The following is a 16924-nucleotide window of genomic DNA, read 5'->3' on the forward strand; positions in this document are numbered from 1 at the left end:
CCACTCATAATTCGCGCGCCTCAGGCGCATCACACTTTATCCACAGCCTGCGCCTTGGCGGCCGGCAAGGTAAAACCGGACACCGAACGCCGCAGCTGGCTGGCCATTTTCGCCAGGTTGCCAATGCTCTCGGCGGTGGCGGTGGAGCCAGACGAGGTCTGCGTGGTGATCTGCTGGATCACGTTCATCGTCAGGGAAATCTGACCGGCCGAAGACGTCTGCTGCTGCGCTGCGTTGGAAATACTCTGGATCAACGCGGCGAGGGTCTTCGACACCCCTTCGATTTCTTCCAGGGCCACTCCGGCATCCTGCGCCAGACGAGCGCCGCGCACCACTTCGGTGGTGGTCTGTTCCATGGAAATCACGGCTTCGTTGGTGTCGGTCTGAATCGCCCGCACCAGGGTTTCAATCTGCCGGGTGGCGGCGGACGAGCGCTCGGCCAACCGCTGGACTTCATCGGCGACCACCGCAAAACCGCGCCCGGCGTCACCGGCCATGGAGGCCTGGATCGCCGCGTTGAGCGCAAGGATGTTGGTCTGGTCAGCAATGTCATCGATCAGGCTGACAATGTCGCCGATTTCCTGAGACGACTCGCCGAGGCGTTTGATGCGCTTGGCGGTGTCTTGAATCTGCTCGCGAATATTGTCCATGCCGTGGATGGTGTTGTGCACCACCTCATTGCCCTTGTTGGCGATTTCCACCGAGCGTTCGGCCACCGCCGAGGATTCGGCGGCGTTGGCCGAGACCTGATCGATGGACTCGGCCATGTCATTGATCGCGGTGGAGGCTTCGGCAATCTGCTGCGCCTGATGCTCCGAAGCCTGCGCCAGGTGCATGGCGGTGGCCTGGGTTTCCTGCACGGCGGCAGCGACCTGGCCAGCGGTGAGGTTGATGGTCGCCACCAGATCGCGCAGTTGGTCCACGGAATAGTTGATCGAGTCGGCGATGGTCCCGGTAAAGTCTTCGGTCACCGAGGCGGTCACGGTCAGGTCGCCGTCCGCCAGGTCTTCGATCTCGTCGAGCAGGCGCATGATCGCGTTCTGGTTACGCTCGTTCTTCTCGGCCGTTTCGCGTAGCTGACGGTTGGTTTCACGGACCATCACCAGACCAATGAGGATGATCGACATCAGCGCCAACAGCCCCAGCACGTAGCCGCCAATGGTGTCGGTGTTGCGCCCGCCGGCCAGATTTTCGAAACCGCCGGCCAGCTGCGAGGCTTCCTCGAGCAGGGTCTGCGAAAGGGTGAAAATATTGGTGGCCGATTCACGGACCTTGAACAGCTCCGGCGAGGTTTCGAGGATTTCATCCACCGAACCCGAGACGAATTCGAACAGCTCGGAAATCTCGGTCAACCGCGCACGAGCGTCGCGGTCTTCGACCTGACTGACTTTTAGTGACGGATTGCCCTGGAGCATACCGTTGAGCACCTGGCCGAATCGCGCAGCATCACGACCGAAGGCGTCGGCGGCCTGCTGCGAATTTTCATCACCGGACAGCACGGTGTTCACCGCACCGAGAATCCGCTCAGCCAATAGCGACTGGCGCTGCGCCATGGCCACCTGCGCGGCCGGGGCCCCGCGCTGGAGGAGCGTTTCGACGACTTTTTCGTACTCGACCTGCAACTGCGGCACAGTTTCGGCCAGGGTCGCGGCGACTTGATGCAGCGACAGTACGGTCTGCTCGCTGGAGAGGATCGCGTCGGTGTTTTTCAGCAAGCGTTCCCAGTCCAGTTGCACGGCGCGCATTTCCGGGCGCACGGTGGACGGCGCCGGCGGCAGGCCGGTGGCGGGATCGCCTTTCTTCAGATAGCCCCAGCGTTGGGCAAAGTCATTGCGCGCATCGCTCAGCAGCTTGAACGCCGCCGCCTTGCCGGCAGCAGCTTCGGTGGCGTTCTTGGCAATGCGCTGGGACAGCACGCGCAGCTCACCGGCGTGGCCGATGTACTGTTTGTCGTACGTGGCCTGGGTGTTGAGGTACGCGAAGTTGGCGAACAGCAGCATGATGAAGACGATCAGCGCAATGAACAGCGCGATGATCTGTGACCGGCTGCGCGACCCTTCTGGCTTGCCTGTTTTTGCTTTTATCATCGGTAACCAACACCCTTAAAGATTGCCGAAGAACCTGTGGGAGCGAGCTTGCTCGCGATAGCGGTGTATCAGTCGACATCAATGTTGGCTGTGAGTCCGTCATCGCGAGCAAGCTCGCTCCCACAGTGGCCGCGTTTACACAGCGACGTGCATGAAGCTTTGGGACTGCACCAACGCAAACGGGCTGAACACCTGCCAGTTCTGCTCACGCTGAAACCGGCCTTTGATGAACGGTGCAATCGCGCCGCTCAAGCTATCTGCCGGCTCCAGGCTGTCCTGGGCAAAGTGCTGCAAGCCGAAAACCTCATCGACCATCAACCCGGTAAACACCTCGTTATGCTCGACCACCAATACCCGCCGTTGCTTGCGCACGGCTGACAGCTCATGCCCAGGCTCATTACCAGAAAAGAAGCCGCACAAGTCGATGATCGGCAACAGACGCCCGCGCAAGTTGGCCACGCCCTTGACCCAGGGTCTGACCCCCGGCAGCTGGGTGAACCGCGGCTCGTGCAACACTTCGCTGACCTCGCCCATCGGCGCGACGTACCAGTGCTCGCCCAAGCGAAAACCAATGCCGCTCCAACTGTCTTGTCGGGTCGGCTGGGACGGCAAGTCCGCCGCCAGCAGACGACAACGCTGGTCGATCTGCAGCAGCAGTTCGAAAGCCGTCAGCGACTCGGTCATGGCTGGACGATCAACCGGCCAACACGTTGTTCAGGGTTTTGATCAGGGTTTCTTCGTCGACCGGTTTGGTCAGGTAGTCCTTGGCGCCCTGGCGCGTGCCCCAGACCTTGTCGGTTTCCTGATCCTTGGTGGTGATGATGATCACCGGGATGTGCCCGGTTTCCGGGTCTTTGGTCAACTGACGGGTCGCCTGGAAACCATTGAGGCCGGGCATGACGATGTCCATCAGCACTGCGTCGGGTTTTTCCTGACGGGCCAGGGCCACGCCGTCGGCGCCGTTTTCGGCTTTCAACACTTCATGACCGTGCTTTTCCAGCATGCCGGTCAGTTTGTACATTTCGGTCGGCGAATCATCGACGATCAGAATACGTGCCATGGTCTTCCCCATTCTTGTCGACACCGGGCCCGCTGGCCGAGCGTCACTGTGCGTGTCCTACAGCGGCAAAACGGTGGCGAAGCCCGGAACATGGGCCTGGATCGCGTTCAGCAGTTCTTCCTTGCTGAAAGGTTTGGTCAAAAACTGGTCGGAGCCGACGATGCGCCCCTTGGCCTTGTCGAACAGCCCGTCCTTGGACGACAGCATAATCACTGGCGTGGACTTGAACGCACTGTTGTTCTTGATTAAAGCGCAGGTCTGATAGCCATCCAGGCGCGGCATCATGATGTCGACAAAGATAATGCCGGGGTGATTGTCGGCAATCTTGGCCAGGGCATCGAAACCATCGATGGCCGTAATGACTTCACAGCCCACGTTCTTCAATAGCGTTTCGGCGGTGCGGCGAATCGTCTTCGAATCGTCGATCACCATGACCTTCAAGGCGCTGGAATGCTGTTCCATATTTGCTCTACCGTCGCCTTTGCGAATCAATTTGTCCGTTTACGGATCTTCGGTGGCTCGAAACCCTTGATACTCAAGGGCCAATACAACTTGGCAGTCTTTTTAGCACAGTCTCCCATACCAATCTATCGGCCGACCCGCGTGGTGGTTTTTCCTTGACCGGGGACACACTGAGCGCCAATCTGACGCCACTTTTTCGCGCCACACCGGCCACCCAAATTTCGAGGAAAAACCCATGAGCGTTCGCGTCGGGATTGTCATGGATCCTATTGCCAGCATCTCCTATAAAAAGGATAGCTCGCTGGCCATGCTGCTGGCCGCACAGAAGCGCGGTTGGGAACTGTTCTATATGGAACAGAGCGATTTGTACCAGGCCGAAGGCGAAGCGCGGGCGCGGATGCGTCCGTTGAAAGTCTTCGCCAACCCGGAAAAATGGTTCGAACTCGAAGCCGAGACCGACGCGCTGCTGAGCGACCTGGACGTGATCCTGATGCGCAAGGATCCGCCGTTCGACATGGAATTCGTCTACTCCACGTACCTGCTGGAGCAAGCCGAACGTGCTGGCGTGCTGGTGGTCAACAAGCCGCAAAGCCTGCGTGACTGCAACGAAAAACTGTTCGCCACGCTGTTCCCGCAGTGCACACCGCCGACCATCGTCAGCCGTCGCCCGGATGTACTGCGTGAATTCGCCGATCACCACGGCGATGTGATCCTCAAGCCGCTGGACGGCATGGGCGGTTCTTCGATCTTCCGTCACACCGCTGGCCACCCGAACCTGTCGGTGATCCTCGAAACCCTGACCCTGCACGGCAAACAGCAGATCATGATCCAGGGTTACCTGCCGGCGATCGTCGATGGTGACAAGCGCATCCTGATGATCGACGGCGAACCAGTGGATTACTGCCTCGCGCGAATTCCAGCTGCTGGCGAAACCCGTGGCAACCTCGCCGCCGGTGGCCGTGGCGAAGCCCGACCGCTGACCGAGAAAGATCGCTGGATCGCCGCCCAAGTCGGCCCGACCCTGCGCGAAAAAGGCCTGCTGTTCGTCGGTCTGGATGTGATCGGCGAGCATCTGACGGAAATCAACGTCACCAGCCCGACCTGCATTCGCGAAATTGATAATGCGTTTGGCACCGACATCGGCGGCCTGCTGATGGATGCCATCGATCAGAAGCTCAAGGCTCGTTGATATAGAACAGCCAAGAAACGACCAACATTGCGTTATCATCCGCGGCCTGTGAAAAACGCGATGTTGGTCTTTTTGTCATGACACTTCCGTCCGATCTGCCCGCTGAACTCGCCCATCGTGGCGTGCGCCCGGCCGATCGCCTCGGTTTTACCCTGTTTCTCGCAGCGCTGATTCACCTGGCCTTGCTGTTGGGCGTCGGCTTTACGATGGTCGAACCCAAGCAAATCAGCAAAACCCTGGAAATCACCCTCGCCACCTTTAAAAGCGAAAAGAAGCCTGAAAAAGCCGATTTCCTCGCTCAAGAGAATCAGGAAGGCAGCGGCACCCTGGATAAAAAAGCGATCCCCAAGACCACCGAGGTCGCGCCTTTCCAGGACAACAAGGTGCAGAAAGTCACGCCACCGCCAGCGGCCAAGCCTGAAGTGCAGGAAGCCGCACCGAAGGCAGCCGTGACGACCGTCGCGCCCAAGCCGAAAAAAGCCCCGGCCAAAACCGAAGAACCCAAGCCCGTCACCAAACCCGCAGTCGCCGCGCCGACGTTCGACAGTGAACAGCTGTCCAGCGACATCGCCAGCCTGGAAGCGGAACTGGCCAACGAACAACAGTTGTATGCCAAGCGCCCGCGAATCCATCGCCTGAGCGCCGCGTCAACCATGCGCGATAAAGGCGCCTGGTATAAGGACGAGTGGCGCAAGAAAGTCGAGCGCATCGGCAACCTGAATTACCCCGACGAAGCGCGACGCAAGCAGATCTACGGCAATTTGCGCCTGATGGTTTCGATCAACCGCGACGGCTCACTCTTTGAAGTGCTGGTGCTGGAGTCGTCCGGGCAACCGCTGCTGGATCAGGCCGCCCAGCGCATCGTGCGGCTGGCGGCGCCGTTTTCACCGTTTACCGGGGATTTGTCGGATATCGATCGTCTGGAAATCATCCGGACCTGGAAGTTTGCCCGCGGGGACAAACTCTCCAGCAACTGACACCCCACACTGGATCGATGTCGGCTGCCAAATTGCGCCATCCTCAGCTTGTCAGTTCGCCCCTCCAACGCCACACTAGCGCTCATGAAGAACGTCAGCCCCAGCTACCTCAAGCATCACTTCCTGATCGCCATGCCTCACATGGTCGACCCGAACTTTGCGCACACCTTGACCTACATCGTCGAGCACACGGCCAATGGTGCCATGGGCCTGGTGGTCAATCGTCCGCAAGATCTCAACCTGGCCGATATCCTCGAGCAACTGCGTCCCGACATCGAACCGCCGGTGCTCTGCCAGCATGTGCCGATCTTCATCGGCGGCCCGGTGCAGACCGACCGCGGTTTTGTCCTGCACCCTTCGGGGCAGAGTTATCAGGCCACCGTTGAGCTTGATGAGAAACTGGCCCTCTCGACCTCCCAGGACGTGCTGTTTGCCATCGCCGACGGCGTCGGTCCGGCGAAAAGCCTGATTGCCCTCGGATACGCTGGCTGGGAAGCCGGGCAACTGGAAGCCGAACTGGCCCAGAACGCCTGGCTGACGTGCCCGTTCGATGCCGATATTTTGTTCAACACCAGCAGCGAACTGCGCCTGGAAGCAGCGGCCAAGCACCTGGGCGTCAATCTCAGCCTGCTGACCAGCCAGGCGGGACACGCCTGATGGCCCTGCGCCTGATTTTGGGTTTCGACTACGGCACCAAACAGATCGGCGTTGCGGTCGGCCAGGTGATTACCGGCCAGGCCCGCGAGCTGTGTACCTTGAAGGCACAAAACGGTATTCCCGACTGGAATCAGGTCGAAGCCCTGATCAAAGAGTGGAAACCCGATGCCGTGGTGGTTGGCCTGCCCTTGAACATGGACGGCACGCCGAGCGACATGTGCCTGCGCGCCGAGAAATTCGCCCGCCGCCTCAATGGCCGCTACAACCTGCCCTTCTATACCCACGATGAACGCCTGACCACGTTCGAGGCCAAGGGTGAACGGCGTGATCGTGGCGGACAAAAGGGCAGCTACCGCGACAATCCGGTCGACGCCATCGCCGCCGCCCTGCTGCTGCAAGGCTGGCTCGACGAAAACACCGCACTGTTCGAATCCTGAAGAGCCGCAACAAGCGTCTCTACTTAGCTACAACCCGAGCCACCTCTCCAGCAGAACCCGGCTCGGGCCCAAGAAGGAGCAACCATGAGCCTGCCCAATCCCGTTGAACTGATCAGCCAGATGGCGACCCGGCTTGACGCCTATCTGGCCAAACGTGGCATCAGCGAACCGCGCTACATCGGTATTCGTACCGGCGGCGTCTGGGTCGCCCAGGCATTGCTCGATGAACTGGGCAGCGATTCGCCCCTCGGCACCCTGGACGTCTCCTTCTACCGCGACGACTTCAGTCAGAACGGCCTGCACCCGCAAGTGCGCCCTTCGGCGCTGCCGTTCGAGATCGAAGGCCAACACCTGGTGCTGATCGACGACGTGCTGATGAGCGGCCGGACCATACGCGCCGCCCTCAATGAGCTGTTCGACTATGGCCGCCCGGCCAGCGTGACATTGGTGTGCCTGCTGGACCTGGACGCCGGCGAGCTGCCGATCCGCCCGAATGTGGTCGGCGCGACCCTGTCGCTGGCAGCCCACGAACGAGTGAAACTGTCCGGCCCGGAGCTCAAGCTCGAACTGCAAGACCTCGCCCTTTAATTCGCCCTATTGAGAGTCCCCCTCGCGATGACGCCTCTAGAAACCAAGCGCCCGCTGCAGCTCAATGATCAGGGCCAGCTGCGCCACTTCCTCTCGCTCGACGGTTTGCGCCGCGAGCTGTTGACGGAAATCCTCGACACCGCCGACTCGTTCCTCGAAGTCGGCGCCCGGGCGGTGAAGAAGGTCCCGTTGCTGCGCGGCAAGACCGTGTGCAACGTGTTCTTCGAGAACTCCACCCGCACCCGCACCACCTTCGAACTGGCGGCCCAACGGCTGTCGGCGGACGTGATCACCCTGAACGTGTCCACGTCGTCGGCGAGCAAGGGCGAAACCCTGCTCGACACCCTGCGCAACCTGGAAGCCATGGCCGCCGACATGTTCGTCGTGCGCCACGGTGATTCCGGCGCGGCGCACTTCATCGCCGAACATGTCTGCCCGCAAGTGGCGATCATCAACGGCGGCGACGGCCGTCACGCCCACCCGACCCAGGGCATGCTCGACATGCTCACCATCCGTCGGCACAAGGGAGGCTTCGAAAACCTTTCCGTAGCCATCGTCGGCGACATCCTGCATTCGCGGGTGGCACGCTCGAACATGCTCGCGCTGAAAACCCTCGGCTGCCCGGACATCCGCGTCATCGCGCCGAAAACCCTGCTGCCGATCGGCATCGAGCAATACGGAGTGAAGGTTTACACCGACATGACCGAAGGCCTGAAAGACGTCGACGTGGTGATCATGCTGCGCCTGCAGCGTGAACGCATGACTGGTGGCCTGCTGCCGAGCGAAGGCGAGTTCTACCGCCTGTTCGGCCTGACCACCGCGCGCCTGGCCGGAGCCAAACCGGATTGCATCGTCATGCACCCGGGGCCGATCAACCGTGGCGTGGAGATTGAGTCGGCGGTGGCCGACGGCCCGCACTCGGTGATCCTCAACCAGGTCACCTACGGCATCGCGATTCGTATGGCCGTGCTGTCCATGGCCATGAGCGGGCAGACTGCCCAGCGCCAATTCGAGCAGGAGAACGCCCAGTGAAGCTCAGCATTCTCGGCGCCCGCGTCATCGATCCGGCCAGCGGCCTGGATCAAGTTACCGATATCCATATTGAAGCCTGCAAGATAATTGCCCTTGGCACCGCGCCAGCCGGTTTTGTCGCCGTCGACACCCTCGACGCCAAAGGCCTGGTCGCAGCCCCTGGGCTGGTTGACCTGAACGTCGCCCTGCGTGAGCCGGGTTACAGCCGCAAAGGTTCAATCGCCAGCGAAACCCGCGCTGCCGCGGCCGGTGGCGTCACCAGCCTGTGCTGCCCGCCGAAAACCAAACCGGTGCTGGACACCTCGGCCGTGGCCGAACTGATCCTCGACCGCGCCCGTGAAGCCGGCAACACCAAAGTTTTCCCGATCGGTGCCCTGAGCAAAGGCCTGGACGGCGAACAGCTGGCAGAACTGGTCGCCTTGCGCGATGCCGGTTGCGTGGCCTTCGGCAACGGCCTGGACAGCTTCCGCAACACCCGCACGCTGTGCCGGGCGCTGGAATACGCCGCAACATTCGACCTGACGGTGATTTTCAACTCTCAGGACCATGATCTGGCCGAAGGTGGCCTGGCTCACGAAGGCCCGACCGCCAGCTTCCTCGGCTTGCCGGGCATTCCCGAAACCGCCGAAACCGTGGCTCTCGCGCGGGATCTGCTGCTGGTCGAGCAAAGTGGTGTGCGTGCGCACTTCAGCCAGCTCACCAGCGCCCGTGGCGTGGCCCTGATCGCTCAGGCCCAGGCTCGCGGCCTGCCGGTGACGGCCGATGTCGCCCTGTATCAGCTGATCCTGACCGACGAAGCATTGATCGACTTCAGTAGCCTCTATCACGTCCAGCCGCCGCTGCGCACCCGCGCCGACCGCGATGGCCTGCGCGAAGCGGTGAAATCGGGTGTGGTCTCGGCCATCTCCAGCCATCACCAACCCCATGAACGGGATGCCAAACTGGCGCCGTTCGGTGCCACCGAGCCGGGCATCAGCAGCGTTGAACTGCTGCTGCCGTTGGCGATGACGCTGGTGGAAGACGGTTTGCTGGACCTGCCAACGCTGTTGGCGCGCTTGAGCACCGGACCTGCCGAGGCGTTGCGCCTGCCGGCGGGCAAACTGGCGGTAGGTGGACCGGCGGACATCGTGCTGTTCGATCCGGCGGCCTCGACCGTGGCCGGTGAGACCTGGCTGTCCAAAGGCGAAAACTGCCCGTTCATTGGCCACAGCCTGCCGGGCGTGGTGCGTTACACCTTGGTGGACGGGCGGATTAGCCACCAGGCTTAAGACCCTGCGGTGAGGGGGCTTGCCCCCGTTGGGCCGCGAAGCGGCCCCAAAATCAGCAATCGGGTTTCATCAGGATGAACTCGTTGGCCGATTGGCGACTGCTACGCAGCCGAACGGGGGCAAGCCCCCTCGCCACAACTACTGGAAAGCACCCCGGTTCTGGGCATTGCGAATCGACACCTGATCATTCAGCGTCCAGAAGTCATACAGCACCCCCAGAAAGAACAACCCACCCGTCACCAGGTACAGCAATCCGCTGATCCACTTCCCCTGATACATGCGGTGTACGCCGAATACCCCAAGAAACGTCAGCAGAATCCACGCCACGTTGTACTCAATGGGCCCAGCGGTAAAACGCAGGTCCGCTTCACGATCCATGGCCGGAATCAGAAACACGTCGATCAGCCAACCGATACCCAACAAACCGAAGGTAAAGAACCAGATCGTCCCGGTCACCGGCTTGCCGTAATAGAAACGATGAGCGCCGGTAAAACCCAAAATCCACAGCAGGTAACCGATCACTTTGCTGTGGGTATCTTGTTGCGGATCGGACTGTTGATAGGTGTTCATGTAGGTCCTCGATTCACACGATAGATAAATATTCTTTAAATCTTTGTGACTTTTTTACAGGTGGCCGACGTATGGCAAATGCTACCTTGTGTCCCGTCAAAGCCTTGTAACACAGGCGTTGTGTCCGACAATCGCGTCTATTTTCTGCTTATTTGGTTCCGTTGACCCCAAGGTTGAATCGACCAACGGCCTCGAAAGGGCCAAAAAAGCTGTTATAAAGTTGCGCGCTAACTTATATGAGCCTTGCCTAATGCGTCCATTTTTCAAGACATGGCTAACCATTTGCCTTTTGATGCCACTGGCCGCCCACGCCACCAATCGTGAGCAACGTCTTCCTAACGTTAATGGTTACACCCAAAAATCCCATGTTTCTGCTCCTTCGAGCAAAAACAAACAATCCGTAAAACGCGCTCCCCAGTTGAGCAGCAGCAAAAGTAGCCTGGTTCCGCCGATGGCGAGCAAGGAAAGCAGCGATGTGCTCAGCCGTGCCGTCAACGTCCTCGGTACACCCTACCGTTGGGGCGGCAGCAGCCCAAGTAAAGGGTTCGACTGCAGTGGCCTGGTGAAATACGCGTTTAATGACGCCACGTTCGACCTGCCGCGCACGTCCAATGCGATGGCTAGCGGTCATGGCGACAAAGTCGATCGCAACGACCTGAAACCGGGCGACCTGATTTTCTTCAATATCAAGAGTCGTCGGGTCAATCACGTTGCCATTTACCTGGGCAACGACCGCTTCATCCACGCACCGCGTCGTGGCAAGTCGGTGAGCATCGACACGCTGAAGAAACCGTACTGGCAAAAACACTACGTGGTTGCCAAGCGGGTTATGCCGAAAGAAAAGAACACCCTGCAGGTTGTTCAACGCTGAACTTCCGGGGTCTGACCCAGAAGTCACTTTGAATATGACGGCCCCATCGCGAGCAAGCTCGCTCCCACAGGATTGATGCAGTCCATGTGGGAGCGAGCTTGCTCGCGATGGCGTCTTTGAAAGCACTACAATCCCCCTCAAAAACCATCCGGCGTGCGCGCTTTCTCCCGCGCATGCTCGCGGCTGATCAAGCCCTTGGTCACCAGCTCCTTCAAGCACATATCCAGCGTCTGCATCCCCAGGTTTCCCCCGGTCTGAATCGACGAGTACATCTGCGCCACCTTGTCTTCTCGGATCAGGTTACGGATCGCTGACGTGCCGAGCATGATTTCGTGGGCCGCGATCCGCCCGCCGCCGATCTTCTTGACCAACGTCTGCGACACCACCGCCAGTAACGACTCGGACAGCATCGAACGAACCATCGATTTCTCGTCCCCCGGAAACACGTCCACCACCCGGTCGATGGTTTTCGCCGCCGATGTCGTGTGCAGCGTGCCAAACACCAGGTGACCGGTTTCGGCGGCGGTCAACGCCAGGCGAATGGTCTCGAGATCCCGCATTTCCCCCACCAGAATCACGTCTGGGTCCTCCCGCAGGGCCGAGCGTAGAGCCGTGGCGAAACTGCGAGTATCACGATGAACTTCACGCTGATTGATCAAGCATTTGCGTGACTCGTGGACGAACTCGATCGGGTCTTCGATGGTGAGGATGTGATGATGACGATGGCTGTTCAGGTGATCGATCATCGCCGCCAGGGTGGTGGATTTGCCGGAACCGGTCGGACCGGTCACCAGCACCAGCCCCCGCGGTGCTTCGGTAATTTTGCGAAACACTTCCCCCATACCGAGGTCGTCCATGCTCAGGACCTTGGACGGAATGGTCCGGAACACCGCGCCAGCACCACGATTGTGGTTGAACGCGTTAACCCGAAAACGCGCCACGCCGGGCACATCAAAGGAGAAGTCGGTCTCCAGGTGCTTCTCAAAGTCCACCCGCTGAGTGTCGTTCATGATGTCGTAGATCAGCGCCTGCACCTGTTTGTGGTCCAGGGCTGGCAGGTTGATGCGCCGCACATCGCCGTCGACCCGAATCATTGGTGGCAGGCCGGCAGACAGATGTAAGTCGGACGCGCCCTGTTTCGCGCTGAAAGCCAGCAGCTCAGTGATATCCATAGCGTTCCTCAATTCCAGTAGAATGCCGCGAACCTTCAGCCGCCGGCGCCTCTTGATGTCCACGATAGCAGACAACATTGCTCAGGTTAGTTCACGCATCCACGCCGCTGCCGTCGCCGCAAAACGCGACGAAGACAGCGTCCAGCTATTGGCCGTGAGCAAGACCAAGCCCGCCGAGGCCTTGCGCGAAGCGTATGCCGCCGGGCTGCGCGACTTTGGCGAGAACTACCTGCAGGAAGCCTTGAGCAAACAGCTCGAATTGGCCGACCTGCCCTTGATCTGGCACTTCATCGGCCCCATTCAATCGAACAAGACTCGCGCTATCGCCGAGCACTTCGCCTGGGTGCATTCCGTGGATCGTTTGAAAATCGCACAACGCCTGTCCGAACAACGTCCTGCCGAATTACCCCCACTGAACATCTGCATCCAGGTCAACGTCAGCGGTGAAGCCAGCAAGTCCGGCTGCACCCCGGCTGATCTTCCGGCGCTGGCCAATGCCATCAGCGAACTTCCGCGCATCAAGCTGCGCGGGTTGATGGCAATCCCCGAGCCGACCGAAGATCGCGCCGCTCAGGATGCCGCTTTTGCTGCCGTGCAAAGCCTGCAAGCCAGCCTGAACCTGCCGCTCGACACACTTTCCATGGGCATGAGCCACGACCTTGAGTCCGCCATCGCCCAAGGCGCTACTTGGGTCCGCATCGGAACTGCCCTGTTTGGCGCCCGCGACTATGGTCAACCCTGATCAATGGCTGACTCCTCTCTTTATAAGGACCTGACATGAGCAAGACTCGTATTGCCTTTATCGGTGCCGGCAACATGGCCGCCAGCCTGATCGGCGGCCTGCGCGCCAAAGGTCTGGACGCCGCGCAGATTCGCGCCAGTGACCCGGGCGCCGAAACCCGCGCTCGCGTGAACGCTGAACACGGTATCGACGTGTTCGCCGACAACGCCGAAGCCATCCAGGGCGCCGACCTCGTTGTATTGGCGGTCAAACCTCAAGCGATGAAAGCCGTCTGCGAAGCGCTTCGCCCAAGCCTCAAGCCGAATCAACTGGTGGTCTCGATTGCGGCCGGCATTACCTGCGCCAGCATGAACAACTGGCTCGGCGCCCAACCGATCGTGCGTTGCATGCCCAACACCCCGGCGCTGCTGCGTCAGGGTGTGAGTGGTTTGTTCGCCACGGCTGAAGTGAACACCGAGCAACGCCAACAGGCGCAAGAACTGCTGTCCGCCGTCGGCATCGCACTGTGGCTGGATGAAGAGAAGCAACTGGACGCAGTCACCGCCGTTTCCGGCTCGGGCCCGGCGTACTTCTTCCTGCTGATCGAAGCCATGACCGCCGCCGGCGTGAAGCTTGGCCTGCCAGCAGACATCGCCGCACAACTGACCCTGCAGACCGCTTTGGGCGCTGCTCACATGGCCGTGGCCAGTGACGTCGACGCTGCGGAACTGCGTCGCCGCGTGACGTCGCCTGCGGGCACGACAGAAGCGGCCATCAAGTCGTTCCAGGCCGGTGGCTTCGAAGCCCTGGTAGAAAAAGCACTCGGCGCCGCGGCGCACCGCTCGGCCGAGATGGCCGAACAATTGGGTCAATAAGGAGCCTTACATGATTGGATTGAACACTGCAGCGGTCTACGTGCTGCAAACCCTCGGCAGCCTGTACCTGCTGATCGTACTGCTGCGCTTCGTGCTGCAACTGGTACGCGCAAACTTCTACAACCCGCTCTGCCAGTTCGCCGTGAAAGCCACCCAGCCGCTGCTCAAGCCACTGCGCCGGATCATCCCGAGCATGTTCGGCCTGGACATGTCCTCGCTGGTGCTGGCGATCCTCGTGCAGCTGGCACTGATGGCTCTGACCCTGTTGCTGACTTACGGCACCACCGGCAACCCGCTGCAATTGCTGATCTGGTCGCTGATTGGCGTGACCGCGCTGTTTCTGAAGATTTTCTTCTTTGCCATGATCATCAGCGTGATCCTGTCCTGGGTCGCACCGGGCAGCCATAACCCTGGCGCCGAGCTGGTGAACCAGATTTGCGAGCCGGCCTTGGCGCCATTCCGCAAGATTCTGCCCAACCTTGGCGGCCTGGATATCTCGCCGATCCTGGCGTTCATGGTGCTCAAGCTGATCGACATGCTGGTGATCAACAACCTCGCCGCCATGACGATGATGCCGGAAATCCTGCGCCTGCTGATCTGACCCGGTGAGCTACTTTCGCTGGGACGGTGACGACCTGATTCTGGAATGCCACCTGCAACCGGCGGCCCGCAGCGATGATTTCTGCGGGCTGCATGGGGATCGATTGAAGATTCGTCTGACGGCGCCGCCGGTTGAAGGCAAGGCCAATGCGTATTTGATAGCGTTTCTGGCCAAGGCGTTTGGAGTGTCCAAGAGTCAGGTGAGTTTGATTAGCGGCGAGTTGAATCGGCAGAAACGGGTGCGGATATGTTCGCCGAAGAAATTGCCGGAATTGCCTGGGTTGGTGATGCGTTCGCGTTGATTGTGGGTTGCGGCATAGAGCCACCCCTCACCCCAGCCCTCTCCCCATAGGGGAGAGGGAGCCGATCTCGGCTGATTTCAATCCTGAGTTCGACTTAATATTTCAGGTCGATGTAGCTTGGCCAAACAACTCGGTCAGTCCCCTCGCCCCTTTGGGGAGAGGGTTAGGGTGAGGGGTCGATCTCCAGCCGAACACCCATTCTCCAAACACCCCGGCCTTTGCTTGCCGCTAACCCCACCGGTCTTTAGACTTACGCCTCATTTCAACGAGAGCAGGGTCGATGCCAACTGCCTTTCCCGCCGATTCTGTTGGTCTGGTGACGCCGCAAGTGGCGCACTTCAGTGAACCCCTGGCCCTGGCCTGCGGCCGTTCGCTCCCAGCTTATGACCTGATCTATGAAACCTACGGCACGCTGAACGCCGCGGCGAGCAACGCCGTGCTGATCTGCCACGCCTTGTCGGGTCACCATCACGCTGCCGGTTTCCATAGCCCCGACGACCGCAAGCCCGGTTGGTGGGACAGCTGCATCGGCCCCGGCAAGCCGATTGATACCAACAAATTCTTCGTGGTCAGCCTGAACAACCTCGGCGGTTGCAACGGCTCCACCGGCCCGAGCAGCATCAACCCGGAAACCGGCAAGCCGTTTGGCGCCGACTTCCCGGTGTTGACCGTGGAAGACTGGGTTCACAGCCAGGCGCGCCTGGCAGACCGCATCGGCATCAGCCAATGGGCCGCCGTGATTGGCGGCAGTCTCGGTGGCATGCAGGCGATGCAGTGGAGCATCACCTACCCGGATCGCATTCGGCACTGCCTGGCCATTGCCTCGGCCCCCAAGCTGTCGGCGCAGAACATCGCGTTCAACGAAGTGGCGCGCCAGGCGATCCTCACTGACCCCGAATTCCACGGCGGTTCGTTCCAGGAAGCGGGCGTGATCCCCAAGCGTGGCTTGATGCTGGCGCGGATGGTCGGGCATATCACGTACCTGTCCGACGACTCCATGGGTGAGAAATTCGGTCGTGGCCTCAAGAGCGAAAAGCTCAACTACGACTTCCACAGCGTCGAATTCCAGGTCGAAAGCTATCTGCGTTATCAGGGCGAAGAGTTCTCCGGACGTTTCGACGCCAACACCTACCTGCTGATGACCAAGGCGCTGGACTACTTCGATCCGGCAGCGAACTTCGACGATGACCTGGCGAAAACCTTCGCCAACGCCCAGGCCAAGTTCTGCGTGATGTCTTTCACCACCGACTGGCGCTTCTCCCCTGCCCGCTCGCGGGAACTGGTGGACGCGCTGATGGCAGCCAAGAAAGACGTCTGCTACCTGGAGATCGATGCTCCGCAAGGCCACGACGCCTTTCTGATTCCGATCCCGCGCTACTTGCAGGCGTTCAGCAACTACATGAACCGTATTTCGCTTTGAGGAAGACATGAGAGCCGATCTGGAAATCATCCAGGAATGGATCCCCGCCGGTAGCCGCGTACTCGACCTCGGCTGCGGTGACGGTGAGCTGCTGACCTGGCTGCGCGATAACAAGCAAGTGACCGGCTATGGCCTGGAAAACGACCCGGACAACATCGCCGAGTGCGTGGCCAAGGGCATCAACGTGATTGAGCAGGACCTGGACAAGGGCCTGGGTAACTTTGCCAGCAACAGCTTCGACGTCGTGGTCATGACCCAGGCGCTGCAAGCCGTGCACTACCCGGACAAGATCCTCGACGAAATGCTGCGGGTCGGTCGCCAGTGCATCATCACCTTCCCCAACTTCGGTCACTGGCGCTGCCGCTGGTACCTGGCGAGCAAGGGCCGGATGCCGGTGTCCGATTTTCTGCCGTACACCTGGTACAACACGCCGAACATCCACTTTTGCACCTTCGAAGACTTTGAAGCGTTGTGTCGCGAACGTGAAGCCAGGGTCATTGATCGGCTTGCCGTGGATCAACAGCACCGTCACGGGTGGGCCAGTAAGCTATGGCCTAATCTATTAGGTGAAATCGGTATTTACCGCGTCAGCAGCCCCGGGCTGCAAGACCACAAGGTCGCGGTCTGAGTCACGAC

20 protein-coding genes are annotated in these 16924 nt (G+C 60.2%); 14 read left to right on the forward strand and 6 right to left on the reverse strand.

All coding sequences use genetic code 11. The features are described 5' to 3' along the window. Positions 1-29: 29 nt before the first annotated feature. From ACA056_RS27010 to pilG, 4 genes are all read right to left on the reverse strand, one after another. Positions 30-2087 carry a methyl-accepting chemotaxis protein gene (locus tag ACA056_RS27010; protein WP_497269017.1) on the reverse strand — a complete coding sequence of 686 codons (2058 nt, stop codon included), beginning with the start codon at positions 2085-2087 and terminating at the stop codon, positions 30-32. A 135-nt stretch (positions 2088-2222) separates the two neighbouring features. Next, positions 2223-2771: a chemotaxis protein CheW gene (locus tag ACA056_RS27015; RefSeq protein WP_497269019.1), complete on the reverse strand. Its 549-nt coding sequence runs from the start codon at positions 2769-2771 to the stop codon at positions 2223-2225. Positions 2772-2781: 10 nt separating this feature from the next. Continuing rightward, a complete protein-coding gene (pilH, locus tag ACA056_RS27020; protein ID WP_008068134.1) occupies positions 2782-3147 on the reverse strand; it encodes a twitching motility response regulator PilH in 366 nt (121 codons plus the stop codon). Between the two features lie 57 nt (positions 3148-3204). Then, on the reverse strand, positions 3205-3609 hold the full coding sequence (pilG, locus tag ACA056_RS27025) for a twitching motility response regulator PilG (RefSeq protein ID WP_497269022.1): 405 nt from the start codon (positions 3607-3609) through the stop codon (positions 3205-3207). 235 nt (positions 3610-3844) lie between these two features. Between pilG and gshB the strand changes: the two genes are divergently transcribed. The 7 genes from gshB to ACA056_RS27060 all read left to right on the forward strand — a co-directional run bounded on the left by gshB (position 3845) and on the right by ACA056_RS27060 (position 9757). Then, positions 3845-4798 (forward strand): glutathione synthase, encoded by a 954-nt coding sequence (gshB, locus tag ACA056_RS27030; protein ID WP_497269024.1) that lies wholly within the window; start codon positions 3845-3847, stop codon positions 4796-4798. A 77-nt stretch (positions 4799-4875) separates the two neighbouring features. After that, on the forward strand, positions 4876-5775 hold the full coding sequence (locus ACA056_RS27035) for an energy transducer TonB (RefSeq protein ID WP_497269026.1): 900 nt from the start codon (positions 4876-4878) through the stop codon (positions 5773-5775). 84 nt (positions 5776-5859) lie between these two features. Beyond that, on the forward strand, positions 5860-6432 hold the full coding sequence (locus ACA056_RS27040) for a YqgE/AlgH family protein (RefSeq protein ID WP_497269028.1): 573 nt from the start codon (positions 5860-5862) through the stop codon (positions 6430-6432). Further along, positions 6432-6869 (forward strand): Holliday junction resolvase RuvX, encoded by a 438-nt coding sequence (gene ruvX / locus ACA056_RS27045; RefSeq protein WP_005792259.1) that lies wholly within the window; start codon positions 6432-6434, stop codon positions 6867-6869. Before ACA056_RS27040 ends, ruvX begins: the two co-directional genes overlap by 1 nt. A gap of 84 nt (positions 6870-6953) precedes the next feature. After that, a complete protein-coding gene (gene pyrR, locus ACA056_RS27050; protein WP_033060467.1) occupies positions 6954-7457 on the forward strand; it encodes a bifunctional pyr operon transcriptional regulator/uracil phosphoribosyltransferase PyrR in 504 nt (167 codons plus the stop codon). A 27-nt stretch (positions 7458-7484) separates the two neighbouring features. Further along, positions 7485-8489 carry an aspartate carbamoyltransferase catalytic subunit gene (locus ACA056_RS27055; protein WP_007897943.1) on the forward strand — a complete coding sequence of 335 codons (1005 nt, stop codon included), beginning with the start codon at positions 7485-7487 and terminating at the stop codon, positions 8487-8489. Beyond that, the gene (locus ACA056_RS27060; protein WP_497269031.1) at positions 8486-9757 is read left to right on the forward strand and encodes a dihydroorotase; all 1272 of its coding nucleotides are present in this window, start codon (positions 8486-8488) and stop codon (positions 9755-9757) included. The genes ACA056_RS27055 and ACA056_RS27060 overlap by 4 nt, the downstream gene beginning before the upstream one ends. Positions 9758-9895: 138 nt before the next feature. On the opposite strand, the gene ACA056_RS27065 is transcribed toward ACA056_RS27060, so the two are convergent. Further along, the gene (locus ACA056_RS27065; protein ID WP_497269033.1) at positions 9896-10327 is read right to left on the reverse strand and encodes an NINE protein; all 432 of its coding nucleotides are present in this window, start codon (positions 10325-10327) and stop codon (positions 9896-9898) included. Positions 10328-10577: 250 nt separating this feature from the next. On the opposite strand from ACA056_RS27065, the gene ACA056_RS27070 reads away from it, so the two are divergent. Continuing rightward, positions 10578-11198, forward strand: coding sequence for a C40 family peptidase (locus tag ACA056_RS27070; protein WP_497273604.1), 621 nt, complete (start codon positions 10578-10580; stop codon positions 11196-11198). Positions 11199-11335: 137 nt separating this feature from the next. On the opposite strand, the gene ACA056_RS27075 is transcribed toward ACA056_RS27070, so the two are convergent. Next, positions 11336-12370 (reverse strand): type IV pilus twitching motility protein PilT, encoded by a 1035-nt coding sequence (locus tag ACA056_RS27075; RefSeq protein ID WP_497269035.1) that lies wholly within the window; start codon positions 12368-12370, stop codon positions 11336-11338. A 55-nt stretch (positions 12371-12425) separates the two neighbouring features. Between ACA056_RS27075 and ACA056_RS27080 the strand changes: the two genes are divergently transcribed. From ACA056_RS27080 to metW, 6 genes are all read left to right on the forward strand, one after another. Further along, entirely contained in the window at positions 12426-13112 is a 687-nt protein-coding gene (locus tag ACA056_RS27080; protein ID WP_497269037.1) for a YggS family pyridoxal phosphate-dependent enzyme, read from the forward strand. A gap of 35 nt (positions 13113-13147) precedes the next feature. Further along, complete coding sequence (gene proC / locus ACA056_RS27085) at positions 13148-13966, forward strand: pyrroline-5-carboxylate reductase (protein WP_497269039.1); 819 nt, start codon at positions 13148-13150, stop codon at positions 13964-13966. A gap of 10 nt (positions 13967-13976) precedes the next feature. After that, on the forward strand, positions 13977-14567 hold the full coding sequence (locus ACA056_RS27090; RefSeq protein ID WP_497269041.1) for a YggT family protein: 591 nt from the start codon (positions 13977-13979) through the stop codon (positions 14565-14567). 4 nt (positions 14568-14571) lie between these two features. Beyond that, entirely contained in the window at positions 14572-14868 is a 297-nt protein-coding gene (locus tag ACA056_RS27095; RefSeq protein WP_497269043.1) for a DUF167 domain-containing protein, read from the forward strand. Positions 14869-15148: 280 nt separating this feature from the next. Further along, a complete protein-coding gene (metX, locus tag ACA056_RS27100) occupies positions 15149-16288 on the forward strand; it encodes a homoserine O-succinyltransferase MetX (RefSeq protein ID WP_497269045.1) in 1140 nt (379 codons plus the stop codon). A 7-nt stretch (positions 16289-16295) separates the two neighbouring features. Further along, entirely contained in the window at positions 16296-16916 is a 621-nt protein-coding gene (metW, locus tag ACA056_RS27105; protein ID WP_008152632.1) for a methionine biosynthesis protein MetW, read from the forward strand. The last annotated feature ends 8 nt before the right edge of the window (positions 16917-16924 follow it).

The sequence above is a fragment of the Pseudomonas sp. LBUM1666 genome, assembly GCF_059695775.1.